The following is a 13,700-nucleotide window of genomic DNA, read 5'->3' as shown; positions in this document are numbered from 1 at the left end:
CATCTTATGGCCAACCATACAGCCTAGCAGCGCGGTTATTTTATCATAAGCAAACAATACGAGCATTATTTGCTATAAAACGAACGTTCCTCCGCAGCCATATCCAACAACAGCTGGCAAGGCTGGAAACGGCTTCCTTCAGTGTTAGCATAGTGCTGTAAACGCTCCACAATATACTTCGCACCTAGGCTGTCCATGTAACGGAATGGCCCACCACGAAATGGCGGGAAGCCAATACCAAAAATGGCACCAATATCACCATCACGAGGAGAGCGGATAATATCCTCCTGCAAACACCAAGCAGCTTCATTCAGCATCGGCAATACACAACGCTCGATCAATTCACTGCTCGCTAATTTGGCGTTTGGCGTGATACCCACCACTTCGTATACAGAAGAATCTACGTGCTTACCTTTCTTCTTACCATCATACAGATAGAAACCTTTCTTCGTTTTTCTACCCTTGCGGCCATCATCCAACAACTTACTAAACGCATCAGGGGCACGGAAACGTTCACCAAGCGCATCAGTAAGGATTGGCGCAACTTTGCCGGCAACATCAATACCCACTTCATCGAGCAATGTAATTGGCCCCACTGGGAAACCAAACTTCACCATGGTTTTATCCAGCACTTCAATTGGCTCACCGGCTAGCAACAAACGCGCAGCTTCATTCATGTAAGGTGCAAGAATACGGTTCACGTAGAAACCGGCTCCATCTTTCACTACAACTGGTGTTTTGCCTTGCCGTTTCGCGAATTCAACTGTGGTGGCGATAGTTTCCGGCGATGTACCAGGATGGGTAATAATTTCTGCCAATGGCATTTTTTCTACTGGAGAAAAGTAATGCAAACCAATTACTTGCTCGGGCCGTGCTGCTTTTGCGGCAATTTGAGTAATCGGCAATGACGAGGTATTGGTAGCAAAAATGGTATGTTCAGCGGCATTCTCTTCAATATCCGCAACCATTTTTTGCTTCAGCTCGAGATCCTCAAACACTGCTTCAATTACAATATCGGTATCTTTAAAACCATCATACTTAGTAGTGCCAGTGAGCATTAGCATTTGCTGCTGCAACTCGGTTTTACGCAAAATCTTCCGCTGCAGCTTGGGTAGTAACAGCTTGTAATGGTATGCCAAGGCATTCTTGATGCCCTCTTGATTAATGTCTTTCAAGCGTACCGGTACTTTTGCCTTGCTAATTGAAACATGGGCTATACCACCACCCATTAAACCACCACCTAGCACACCAGCTTTGTGCACTTGCGTTGGCTTTACGCCATCAGCACCGGTTTCTTTTTTGATTTCAGTGGTTGCAAAGAAAATATTCCGTAACTGATACGAAACATCACTCATGGCCAGTTCGCCAAATTGCTTAGCTTCATACGCAAGGCCAGCTTTTTTACCTTTTGCCATGCCGTAGGCAACCGTATCTATAATCTTGTCGATTGCCGGATAGTTGCCCAGTGCTTTTTTCTGTGCCTGCTCCCGAGCCTTCTTATACAATACAGAGCTCAACGGCCCTTCTAGAATTTTACTCACTAAGTTTAGCTTTGGCTTCTTCGCTCGAGGTTTACCTTTCTCGGCAAGTTTTACTGCTGCTTCCAGTAAAATACTCTGCGGTACAATTTCATCTACCAAGCCCATTTTCAATGCTTGTTTGGGCCGTAATTGCTTGCCGGTAAGCATTAACGTAAGTGCTTGTTGTACGCCCACTAAGCGCGGTAACCGTTGGGTTCCGCCCGATCCAGGCAATAAACCCAACTGCACTTCTGGCACACCCAATACAGTTTTCGCTGAATCGCTTACCACACGTGCATGGCACGCCAGCGCTAATTCCAAGCCACCACCCAATGCCGGCCCGTTAATTGCGGCAATAACTGGAATCGATAATCCTTCAATGCGATCAAACAGTGCCTGCCCTTGGCGAGCTAAACTCTCTGCATCAACCGCGGTTTCACACTCATTGATCATGCGGATATCGGCACCGGCCACAAACGAAGATGGCTTACCGCTAATAAACACCAAGCCCTTGAGGTCACGATTACTTTCAATTTTTTCCATTAATGTAGCTACTTCATCGGCAAAGGTAGCTTTTAAAGTATTCATGCTTTCGCCAGGCACATCGATAGTAATAACACCGATGCCGTTTTCACGAACTGCTAAACTAAATGCGCTTTTATTCTGTTCCATTATTCTGTCTCCACAATTACAGCAGCACCTAAACCGCCAGCTGCACATGCTGTTGTTAATGCGGTACCGCCACCACGGCGATGTAGCTCATGTAGCACCTGCGTTAGCATTCTTGTACCAGTTGCTGCAAATGGGTGGCCGTAGGCAATTGAACTGCCCATTACGTTAAACTTCGCTTCGTCTATTTCACCAATTGCACTGCTACGATTCAGTTTTTCTGCAGCAAATTTCTTCGATGCAAACATTTTCATATTCGCCAGAGTTTGCGCGGCAAATGCTTCATGCATATCAATTAAATCGAGGTCATTAAGGGTCATTCCTGCTCTATCAAGCGCTATCGGCGTAGCATAGGATGGCCCCATCAACATATCTTCATATACATCAATCGCTGAAAACGCATAACTGCGAATATAGCCAAGCGGGGTATAGCCCAGCTCTTTGGCGCGGCTCTCTGTCATCATCAATACCGCCGAGGCGCCATCGGTAAGCGGGGTTGAACTGGCCGCAGTAACCGTACCGTGTTTTTTATCGAATGCTGGGCGTAACTTCGCATAGCTAGCCAAATCCGAATTGCCGCGAATATTGTTATCTCGCTCAAAATATTCTTTATAGGGTGCGCAGTGCGCCACCATTACTTCCTCAGTAAGTTTGCCCGCCTCCCATGCTTCATGAGCTAGTTGGTGAGAACGATGAGCAAGTTTATCTTGATCAGCGCGGCTAATATTGTGAGTTTTGGCCATCTGTTCGGCGGTTTGTCCCATACTTAAGCCGGTAGAGTACTCAGCTACTGCAGGCGGAACAGGCAGTAAATCTTTAATGCCTAAACGTTTAAAAATACTTAAGCGTTGGCCCAGCGAACGCGCTTTATTCAAATCAACAAGCGCTCTACCTAGCTTTTTCGATACACCAATCGGTAATACCGACGAAGAATCGGCACCGCCAGCAATACCCACGCTGATATTGCCAGCCAACATGGATTCCGCAACACTCACCGCAGATTGAAAGCTTGTAGCGCACGCACGGCTTACACTAAACGCATCTGTGTTGACGGGAAGGCTTGTTGCAAGCACAATCTCTCGAGCAATATTTGGGGCTTCTGGCATCTGCACAACTTGGCCATACACAAGTTGCTCCACTAGCGCTGGGTTCAAATTGGTACGCTGAATTAATTCTTGCACAACCATAGTGCCCATATCGAGAGCCGGTACACCGTGAAAGTAGCTCGCTTGTTTAGCAAATGGTGTGCGCAAGCCTGCAACAATGGCAATACGATCACCGTTAGCAGTGCGCAAACGCTGCTGTTCGGTTCGCTTTTGAGAAGAATGTTGTAGTGAAGATGACATAGATTACCCCTGTAATTAGTGGTCTGACCACAATTTATCTTCCGATTCTACTTTTAAATGTAGAAAATTAAAACCATAGACGTAATATGAATATTTCGCACGTATCGAATAAACGAGGATGTTATGACAGCAGTGGTCGCGTTCCGGCAATTACAAGCATATTTAGAAACGCAAGTTTTAGGTCAGCCAACCCTCACTGAACATTTATTAATCGCCATTCTCGCTGATGGTCACCTTCTAGTAGAGGGCCCACCGGGCTTAGCGAAAACACGGGCAGTGCAAGCATTAGCGAGCGGTGTTGAAGGCGATTTCCAACGCATTCAGTTTACCCCCGATTTACTCCCTGCCGATTTAACCGGCACTGATATCTATCGCCCGGAAACCGGTGAGTTTATTTTCCAACAGGGCCCATTATTTCATAATTTGATTCTTGCTGATGAGATTAACCGCGCACCAGCGAAAGTGCAAAGCGCTCTTCTAGAAGCCATGGCAGAACGGCAAATTAGTGTGGGCAGAAATACCTATCCGTTACCAGCACTATATACGGTAATGGCAACCCAAAATCCCCTTGAGCAAGAGGGTACGTACCCGTTGCCAGAAGCACAGCTTGATCGCTTTTTGCTGCATTTAAACCTTGATTACCCCAACGCTCAAACTGAACAACAAATTCTGCGCCTTACTCGTAGCGAACGTATGCAAGGCACTGCGGCAATGGCCGATCCACTTACTCAAGAAACCATTTTTGCGGCGCGTAAGGAACTCCTTACCCTGCACATGGACGAAACAGTTGAGGAATATTTGGTAGCGCTTATTATCGCTACCCGGCAACCCGAGCTTTATGATGATGAACTAGCCAGCTGGCTTGCCATTGGAGCAAGCCCGCGCGCCACTATCGCCTTAGATCGAAGTGCTCGTGCCCGCGCTTGGCTTGATGGCCGTGATTTCGTAACTCCGGATGATGCCGCTGCACTACTGCACAACGTGCTACGCCATCGCATCATACTTAGCTATGAAGCCGAGGCAGAAGGAATTAGCCGCGATCAGGTTATTGATCGGATTTTAGAGCTTGTTCCCGCTCCTTAACCGGTAATGTGTTCAATAATTCAGAGTGCCTCAAGTTAGTATAAAGAAGGTTGTATCATCCATGAATCGCATCGCAGGATCCGCAAGCACCGCAACAACACTGAGCGAATCAGACCTCACTGATTGGCTTAACGCTGCGCATGCCAATGGAGTGCATACCAATATTGCAGAGCTCATGCGCTATCGATATCAACCATTGAGCCTACCAATTCCCAGAACAACGGGCTCCTCTGTGCAAGCAGGCCAGCGCTTAAGCCGCTTGCGCGGCCGCGGCATGGAGTTTGATGAGGTGCGGCACTATCAAGCCGGTGATGATATTCGCGCTATCGATTGGCGCGTAACAGCACGAACCGGGCAAACCCACACAAAATTATTTCGGGAAGAAAAAGAACGGCCCGTTTTTGTGTGTGTTGATTTGAGTAGTAGCATGTGGTTTGGCTCAAAGCTGTTATTAAAATCAGTACAAGCAGCACATATAGCTGCCGGCATAGCTTGGCATACCGTGAAACGAGGAGATCGTATTGGTGGTGTGGTGTTTAATAACCAACATCATGTTGAACTAAAACCTGCCGCGCGCCAGCATGGTGCGCTGTTGCTACTTCGCCAACTGGTAGCTTTACATCCGCAGAACATCACAGCACAGCATGCACAACATAGTGATAGCAACTCGCTGAATGCGCAATTACAGCGGCTTATTAAGCTCTGTAAGCCAGGTGCAGATGTAGTGATTATTAGTGATTTTAGCCAACTGAACGCCCATACAACAGAACTCTTGCAGGTATTACGCAAGCACCACACGGTGAGTGCAGTAGTAATTACCGATCCATTCGAAGAAAGATTACCTGCGGATTTTCGCCGTGATATTGATGCGTTCGATGGTGTGCAACAACATCGCTTGTATTTATCTAGTGATACCTTCCGTAAAGATTGGCAACAGCAAGCCCAAAATTGGCATGAGCAACGCGCACAAGCTCTGAAAAAGGCGGCCATTCGTACCATTGAAATAAGTGCAGCGTTACCCGCCACGATGCAATGGCGCAGGTGGCAAGCATGAATCCGCTGAACGAGCTAAACGATATTGTACTTGCAGAGCAGGTAGGTTGGTGGCCATTGGCATGGGGCTGGTGGCTCATTTTCGTTATTTTGTGCGCCCTGATTATCACAGCAATCGTTTGGCGCTTACGCTATCTCAAGAGCCACAAAGTATATCGTGCCGCTTCTGCAGAGTTAGCCAAGCATAACCATAGCCTTGCAGCAATCAATCAAGTGGTTAAACGTGCTGCATTGCAAGTGTGGCCCGCTGAAAATATCTCCGCTTTACAAGGTAGTGATTGGCAACGTTTTCTAATCAGTACCATGCCAGCGGCTGAACAAGCTCAATTCGCAGCGGAACTGCAAGAGTTTAGCCAAGCGGTGTACCAGCCTAATAACCAAAATCAGCAACAACAGTATATGCGTTTAATGGAGCGCTGGTTGCAGCTAGGATTGCCGAAAGTAGCTACGAGGAAGCAAAAACATGTTTGAGTTTGCGTTCTTATGGGCTTTCCTTTTGCTGCCCCTACCGTTGCTTGTGCGCTGGCTAACCCCCCCTGTGGCGCAAGCTAGGGCTGCACTATGGCTGCCGCAAACGCGTTTTTTACGTATCCGGCAACAGGCCGAAGCACGCAAGATTCGTTGTTATTGGCTGCTCCCAACCCTAATTTGGTTGGCAATTGTAGCCGCCATTGCCCAGCCACGTTGGGTTGGTGAACCCATAGCTTTAAATCCGGAAGCACGGGAGATCATGATCGCATTGGATTTATCCGGCAGTATGGAAGTGGACGATATGATCTACAACGGGCGTCGTATTACCCGGCTGGAAGCAGCGCACAGTATTTTGGCTGACTTCATTCGCCGGCGCCAAGGCGATCGTATCGGCCTGATCGTTTATGCTGATTCAGCTTACGTTTACGTGCCCATTACCAGTGATCTTACAACGGTAGCGCAACTGGCAGAAGAAGCGCGAATTGGCCTCGCAGGCCAGCGCACTGCATTAGGCGATGCTATTGCCCTATCTATTCGCTACTTCACCGAACGAGAAAGTAAAGAGCGAGTTGTGCTAATGCTCACCGATGGCATGATTAACACTGGCAAGATTAATGCTGAACAGGCGATTCATTTAGCCCGCAACCACGATGTGAAAATTCATACGATCGGAATTGGTTCCGACGAAATGCGCATCCAAGGCCTGTTTGGCGAACGCGTTATAAATCCAAGTGCAGATTTAGACGAGAGCTTTCTGGCCACTATAGCAATTAGTACCGGCGGACTATATTTCCGCGCCAGAACAACCGAGGAAATGGAAGATATCTATCGCGTAATTGATGAAATTGAACCCATTATTGGTGCCGAACACTTTTTTAGGCCACGCACTAGCTTAGCCCATATACCGCTGCTTATAGCCTTGTTATTAGTGCTTTTGAAAACGGGGTTTTACGGTATTCGCTATTGGCTGAATCGTAACCAAACCAAGCTGGGGACGAAGCTATGAACGCATTTCATTTCCTTCGGCCGGAGTGGTTATGGCTACTTTTACTGCTCGCCATTTTAGCGCCGGTGCTCTGGCACCTCCTCCACAAGCAAAATGCTTGGCAGAACTTGATCGCCGCGCATTTAAGCGCTCATTTGCTCACGGGCAGTAGTAGTAAATCGCCTCGTTGGCCCTTTTGGATGCTACTCAGCGCACTGATTATCACTATCCTGGCCGCTGCTGGGCCGAGTTGGCAGCGTATTGAGGTGCCGTTGTTTAATCAAGATCGCGGCGTAGTGCTAGTACTTGATGCCAGCCTGGCTACGCGAGCGCAAGATCTAACGCCAGATCGATACACACGGCTTAACTTCAAAGCTATTGATGTAGTAGATAATTTCAATGAGGGTCAATTGGGCTTTATCGCCTATGCTGGTGACGCATTTACCGTAACTCCCCTTACCCGCGACGGCGACACAATTTTGCAAAGCATGCGTATACTAACGCCAGAAATGATGCCTGTGCCGGGTAACCATCCACTATTAGCCATGCAAGAAGCTCATCGATTACTATCTGATGCAGGCTACGCAAATGGCGAAATCATTTGGCTTACTGCGGGAATTCAGCGCGAAGATATGGAAGAACTGCGCAGCTTTTTCAGAACTAATCAGCATCGGGTATCAATTCTCGCCGCCGGAACACGCGATGGCTCGCCCATTCGCGATAGCAACGGTGATTTGCTTCGCGATCAACGAGGCCGCGTTATTATTGCGCAACTTATTCCGGAATATTTACAACGAATAGCAGCTGAAACCGATGGGGTATTTACGCAAATTCAAACCAGTAACCAAGACGTTGAGCAGCTGCTCACCTTCCCTGCCTTAACTAGCCCGATTAGCGAAGCATTACAATCTGGCGATGAATGGCGTGATTTTGGCCCTTGGCTATTGCTATTGCTCGTTCCTTTGCTGCTAATTGCAGCGCGGCGCGGTGTAGTTTGGAGCCTGCTGTTAGCGGTGATTATTCTACCTCAGCCAATCTATGCCGCGAGTAACAATAACAACCGCATAGCAGACGATAATAACGCGCAAGCTACAAGTACTTCGGTTGCAAAGCTGCCAGCTTGGCAGCGCCCGTTTCTTACTCAGCAACAGTACGCGCAAGAGCGCTTTTCACAAGGTGATTACACGCAAGCAGCAATGAATTTCCGCAAACCGCTAGCCCAAGGGATGGCGTGGTATCGCGCGGGAGATTATGCGCAAGCAGCAAGTGCATTTGCTGCCGACCCCAGCCCTGAAGGCTATTATAATCTAGGCAATAGTTTGGCAAAACTTGGCCAGCTAGAAGAAGCGCTTGATGCTTACACACAAGCACTGCAGCAACGGCCAGATTGGCAGCTAGCACAAGAGAATTTTGAGCTAGTGAAATCGCTACTTGAAGAACAAGCTAACGAGCAAGAGCAAGGCGATGAGGGCAATGGGGATAACGAAGGTGAGCAACACCAACAAGGCGAACCTGACGAAAACGGTGACGCCAGCGATGCACAAGGCCAAGATGAGCAAGAACAAAACAGCTCAGTAAGCGAATCACCAGCTGATTCTGATAACGAACAACAGGATACGAGTGACAACGAGTTCGATGCGCATGAGCAGAACGCTGAAGAGCAACAATCTCGTGCGGCAGAGCTAGATAACTTATCTGCAGAAGAAGCCGCAGAACTGGAACAGTTGCTACGCAGTTTAGATGATGATCCAGCGATACTGCTACAGAATCGCTTACGCTTAGAAGCGCAACGCAGGCGTTTTCAAGCACCACCAAGAGGTAATTAGGCAATATGGTTGCACCAACCTTTAATTTGGCAAACTACCTGCAGCGGCACATATACTTTGCTATCGCAGCTTTTTTGATATTGGGCTGGGCCAGTGCTGCTGATGCTCAGCAGGCAATAGCTAGTATTGATCGTAATCCAGTTGTGGAGCATTCCGCATTTGTTCTTACGGTCACCAGCGATGAAAGCTTAACGCGCGATGCGTTTGCACCTGAACAACTGATTAACGATTTTGAAGTTCGCAGCACTTCGGTAAGCAGCAGCACGTCTATCATCAATGGTGAGCGCACCCGAAGTACTGAGTGGCGCGTTACGCTGCTCGCTCCTAGCGCGGGAAATTACGAAATACCTGCATTCGCTATAGGCTCCAGCAGCACCGCGCCAATCAAAGTAGAAGTGGTTCGCGCCGCCGACCAACCAAGCCAAGATCGGAACTCGTTTGTTGAGGCTAGCTTAAGTACCGAAACTCCTTATGTACAACAGCAGGTGACATACACCGTAAAACTATATCTTGGCGAACAGCTAGAAACTGGTAGTTTGAGCCTGCCATCTATCGAGCATGCGAGTGTAGAGCAATTAGGCCAAGATCGACAAAGCCAAGAAGTAATTGATGGCCGTCGTTTTCAAGTACTTACCCGTACCTATGCAATTACACCGCGCAGAAGTGGCGAATTTACGGTGCCAGGTGTTCGCTTCGATGGCCAAGTACGGAGAACGCAACCAGGAAGCTTCAGCGCCCTAGGCCGCATTGAGCCAGTAAGCACACGTTCCGCTGATTTAGCAATAGAGGTAAGGCCACGCCCGGCGGGCTTCGTTGGAGAGTGGTTGCCAAGCGAACAAGTTACATTGGAAGAACAGTGGGATCCAGATAGCACTCGTTATGTAATCGGTGAGCCTATTACTCGGCGCATCACAATTACAGCCGCAGGTGCCCGCCCTGAGCAATTGCCGATGCCTTCAGTAGAATACCCAGACGGATTTCGGGTTTACCCTGACCGAGGACAACAGGAAAGTACTCTTATTCGCGGGGTTGCCATTGCTCGCGCTACCTATACTGCAGCAATTGTGCCGGCAAATGCTGGCGAATTTACCTTACCCGCAGTGCAAATTCCTTGGTGGAACACCCGTACCGATCAGTTAGAGTTTGCTAACCTTCCTGAACGTACGGTTACCATCTCAGTACCGCCTGGTGGCTTAAACGTTCCTGGCAGCGTGCAAGCTGAAAGTTCTAGCCAGGATACGAGTACTGTAGCTGAAACTGATATTGCCGATATTGGGCAACGCCACACGCCCGTTCCTGAAGAGCTGCATGAGCTGCTAACCTATTGGCAGCTAGCAACTGTACTGCTAGCTACCGGATGGCTGCTTACAGGCCTGCTATGGTGGTTTAATCGAGCAAAGCAAACGCCAACGAAAACAGCAGCTGAGTATGTGCCGTTGAATGCGCGCCAATCCCTGCATAATCTCAAACAAGCGTGCAAGAATAATTCTGTCCAACAGGTAAGAACCGCATTACTCGCATGGCACCAAGCGCGCACTGGCCAGCCGGCTCGTGGCTTATTCCATGTTGCCAGAGCCCTAGGCTCGGAGGCGTTACAAACTCACTTAGTGGGCATAGAAGCAGCGTTGTACAGCAAAGAACCGCAGCAATGGCGCGAAGGGGCCGCGTTGTGGAAATGTGTACAAGAGCTACACCAAAAACCAAGGCTTGATGATGCGTTACCACGCCTCTACCCACATTAGATAATCTGGGTAATTCTGTAGTGGGCGTTCTGTTGTGGGAACAGCGCCCGTCAAGGCGCTACGCGCCGTGCCCGGCGCACCAATAAAAAAAGCCCGCTAGCTTATAGCGGGCTTTCTCATGTATGCACGGATATTTACTGCAGGCGTTAACTTATAGTCTGCGACGCTCGATTTTTGCATTGGCTTTCAATGCATCCATCAACGACCGGTAGGCTAGCTCAGCAAATTGACCTTCCAGCTGACGCTTAGCGCGCTCTTCCTGCTCTGGATCCACTGCGCCTGGCAACACATCGGTTAGCGCAACAATTGCAGCATCACCGTTAGCAAGTGTTACTTGTACGTAATTAGCTGACTCACTCAATTGCATACGAAAAAGTTGTTGCCGCACTGCACCAGGTAGCTCACTACCGAAACGCCCTGCTGCAGTTATCTCAGTAAACTCAAGATCCGCTGCAGAACCTGATAATAAAGCTTGCAACTGATTTTCAGCTCGTTCTGCTGCGAATTGCTCTGCTTTTTCGTCGCGCAGATAGTTGGCAATATCATCGGTAACTTCAGCTAAATCCAGAACGCGTGGTGCCTGATATTCAGCGGCCCGCACTACTAAGCTGCGCTCATCTAATTCCACTAATTCAGAGTTTAAGCCTAATTCACGCACGTCATCGGAAAACGCTTGGCGTAATAGTTCCGGAGCATCATACCCTTCAGTTGGTTGATCTCTGCGTAACCATGGCGAAGTTTTCACCGATAAACCAAGTGCCTCTGCAGCCTCATCAAGCGTATGGTCCACTTCAAAAGTGATGCGAGCTAATTCTTGCTGACGCTCGAAGTAAATTCGATCCGCTTCTTCACGGGCAAGGTTACTGCGAATCATTGCAGCTACTTCAGCAAACTCTTGAGTGCTTGCTTCATTCAGTTCAGTAAGTTTTACTAGATGAAAACCAAACTCCGAGCGAACGATATTAGATATATCACCTTCTGCATTCAGAGCAAAGCCAGCATCTTCCAGATCTGGATCGAGCGTATCGCGCTCTAACAATCCCAAATCGCCGCCGTCAGCACCAGAGAAAATGTCATCCGATTCCGTAGCAGCAAGCTCGGCAAAATCCTCACCCGCGTTTAAGCGGTTCTGAATATCTTGCATACGCGCAAACGCAGCATCTTCGTCACTGCCAAACTCAACTAAAATGTGGGCAATTGAACGAGAACCTTGGCTGCTAAACGCTGCTAAATTATTATCGTAGTAATCGCGTACTCTATCTTCATCAATATCAATACTGGCAATTACATCGTTAAAATCAAGTTCAAGATAGGCAAGTTGAATTTGTTCTTCTTGGCGAAATGCGTCTTGATTCTGAAAGTAAAATTCTTCGATTTCCGCAGCACTCACTTCTACATCATCTAAGAAGTTTGCAGCAGAAATCACCGCGTATTTACCGCTACGACGCTCATTTTGCAGAACCTGCAAGCGCTCGTTTTCGTTCGGCAATACAAATTCACTACCAAACGCACCTTGCATCAGCGCTACTCGGCTCATTTGTTCCTGTAAGTAATCACGGAACATTGTTGGCGAGAAATCCGCATTGCTTAGCTGACGAAGGTAAATATCATTACTAAACTGGCCATTAATCTGGAACTCCGGCATTTGCCGAATGGCGCGCCGTAGAGAATCAGCTGATTGTGACAAGCCCATTTTGGCTGCTAACTCAATCGCGAGTTGTTCTTCAATCATTTGGTCTAATACGCCTGCGCGCATTTCTCGCATGTAATCTTCATCAGCGGCAAGTAAATTAAACATTTCACCAAACTGCTGTTCCATCGTGGCGCGTTGGTTCTGATATGCGCGATCAAAATCGGTACGAGAGATCTCGCGCTCATTCACTTTCGCTACATAATCATCAACGCTACCACCTAGGTAAGCACTTACCCCAGTGAAAGCAAACGTTATAATTACTAAAACCAAGATCACCTTAGCTACTGGGCCTTGAGCCCCTTCACGTATCCGTTCGAGCATCGTTTTACTCATTCCAACTACAGTTGTTAAATAATTGACATTAAAAAAGCGCATCGAGCGATGCGCTTTTTGTAGTCATCGCGCCGCGAGTATAACACAGAATTCGCGACGTTTTTGTAATGCTTACTACTTAGTTCACCGCGTCTTTTAGTGCTTTACCCGCTTTAAAAGCTGGTACTTTAGCTGCTGCGATGTTGATCGTTTCACCAGTTTGTGGGTTACGACCAGTGCGAGCTGAACGCTCACGTACAGTGAAAGTTCCGAAACCTACTAGTGCTACTTGGTCTTCGCTTTTCAGTGCGTCAGTTACCGCGCTAATGAAAGAATCAAGTGCGCGACCAGCTGCTGCTTTAGAAAGTTCTGCGTCTGCTGCGATTTTGTCAATTAGTTGAGACTTGTTCACAGTATCATCCCCTTAGATTGTTATTATGGAGTTCCATGGTTCCATTCAAAAAATGGTCCAGCAAAGTTTATAACAAGCTTATACCATTAGTTCAAGCATTCTTAATGCTTACTTTAAAGACACCCTATTTCCCTGAATGCCTTTACATACATGGGGTGGGCGGCTGATTACTAGGCTATCACAGTGATTTTTTATGAAAAGCATTTTTTCGCTTTTATTTAACAATTTTTATTAAAGGGAGCTATGGCAGCCCCCTCTTTATTCCCATAAAGTTAGGATTTCTTCTTATTTTTCATCTTCTTATATGGATCTTCAGCGAGTGAGTACTGAAGTACATCATCAATCCACTGTACAGGAAAAATCTCCAGATCTGCCTTAACATTATCCGCTATTTCCTTTAGATCTCGCTCGTTTTCCTTAGGAATTAATACCCGCTTAATGCCACCACGATGCGCAGCAAGTAATTTTTCTTTTAATCCACCAATCGCTAACACTTCACCACGAAGAGTGATTTCACCTGTCATCGCTACGTCTGCGCGCACTGGGATCTCCGTTAATGAAGACACCAACGAAGTTACCATAGCAATA

Annotated in this window: 11 protein-coding genes; 6 read left to right on the top strand and 5 right to left on the bottom strand. The window is 47.7% G+C overall.

Features of this window, described 5'->3' with window-relative positions; all coding sequences use genetic code 11:
• Positions 1-65: 65 nt before the first annotated feature.
• Both fadJ and fadI read right to left on the bottom strand, forming a co-directional pair.
• Positions 66-2,192 (bottom strand): fatty acid oxidation complex subunit alpha FadJ, encoded by a 2,127-nt coding sequence (gene fadJ, locus ACNA7P_RS07615; protein WP_416258024.1) that lies wholly within the window; start codon positions 2,190-2,192, stop codon positions 66-68.
• Positions 2,192-3,535, bottom strand: coding sequence for an acetyl-CoA C-acyltransferase FadI (gene fadI, locus ACNA7P_RS07610; RefSeq protein WP_416258023.1), 1,344 nt, complete (start codon positions 3,533-3,535; stop codon positions 2,192-2,194). The genes fadJ and fadI overlap by 1 nt, the downstream gene beginning before the upstream one ends.
• 123 nt (positions 3,536-3,658) lie before the next feature.
• Between fadI and ACNA7P_RS07605 the strand changes: the two genes are divergently transcribed.
• The 6 genes from ACNA7P_RS07605 to ACNA7P_RS07580 all read left to right on the top strand — a co-directional run bounded on the left by ACNA7P_RS07605 (position 3,659) and on the right by ACNA7P_RS07580 (position 10,695).
• Positions 3,659-4,618 carry an AAA family ATPase gene (locus tag ACNA7P_RS07605; RefSeq protein ID WP_416258022.1) on the top strand — a complete coding sequence of 320 codons (960 nt, stop codon included), beginning with the start codon at positions 3,659-3,661 and terminating at the stop codon, positions 4,616-4,618.
• 61 nt (positions 4,619-4,679) lie between these two features.
• Positions 4,680-5,672 (top strand): DUF58 domain-containing protein, encoded by a 993-nt coding sequence (locus ACNA7P_RS07600; RefSeq protein ID WP_416258021.1) that lies wholly within the window; start codon positions 4,680-4,682, stop codon positions 5,670-5,672.
• Entirely contained in the window at positions 5,669-6,142 is a 474-nt protein-coding gene (locus ACNA7P_RS07595) for a DUF4381 domain-containing protein (RefSeq protein WP_416258020.1), read from the top strand. Before ACNA7P_RS07600 ends, ACNA7P_RS07595 begins: the two co-directional genes overlap by 4 nt.
• A complete protein-coding gene (locus tag ACNA7P_RS07590) occupies positions 6,135-7,148 on the top strand; it encodes a VWA domain-containing protein (protein WP_416258019.1) in 1,014 nt (337 codons plus the stop codon). Before ACNA7P_RS07595 ends, ACNA7P_RS07590 begins: the two co-directional genes overlap by 8 nt.
• Complete coding sequence (locus ACNA7P_RS07585) at positions 7,145-8,953, top strand: tetratricopeptide repeat protein (protein ID WP_416258018.1); 1,809 nt, start codon at positions 7,145-7,147, stop codon at positions 8,951-8,953. The genes ACNA7P_RS07590 and ACNA7P_RS07585 overlap by 4 nt, the downstream gene beginning before the upstream one ends.
• Positions 8,954-8,958: 5 nt before the next feature.
• On the top strand, positions 8,959-10,695 hold the full coding sequence (locus ACNA7P_RS07580; RefSeq protein ID WP_416258017.1) for a BatD family protein: 1,737 nt from the start codon (positions 8,959-8,961) through the stop codon (positions 10,693-10,695).
• A gap of 151 nt (positions 10,696-10,846) precedes the next feature.
• Here the strand turns inward: ACNA7P_RS07580 and ACNA7P_RS07575 are convergent, their stop codons facing one another.
• The 3 genes from ACNA7P_RS07575 to ACNA7P_RS07565 all read right to left on the bottom strand — a co-directional run.
• Positions 10,847-12,709 carry a SurA N-terminal domain-containing protein gene (locus ACNA7P_RS07575; protein ID WP_416258016.1) on the bottom strand — a complete coding sequence of 621 codons (1,863 nt, stop codon included), beginning with the start codon at positions 12,707-12,709 and terminating at the stop codon, positions 10,847-10,849.
• 130 nt (positions 12,710-12,839) lie between these two features.
• On the bottom strand, positions 12,840-13,112 hold the full coding sequence (hupB, locus tag ACNA7P_RS07570; protein WP_416258015.1) for a nucleoid-associated protein HU-beta: 273 nt from the start codon (positions 13,110-13,112) through the stop codon (positions 12,840-12,842).
• A gap of 272 nt (positions 13,113-13,384) precedes the next feature.
• The coding region (locus tag ACNA7P_RS07565) for a S16 family serine protease (protein WP_416258014.1) at positions 13,385-13,700 on the bottom strand (316 nt) is incomplete at its 5' end.

Source organism: Aliidiomarina sp. (assembly GCF_047920995.1).
In the GTDB taxonomy this organism is placed as follows: Bacteria; Pseudomonadota; Gammaproteobacteria; order Enterobacterales; family Alteromonadaceae; genus Aliidiomarina.
This window is presented reverse-complemented; position numbering and strand designations above follow the sequence as displayed.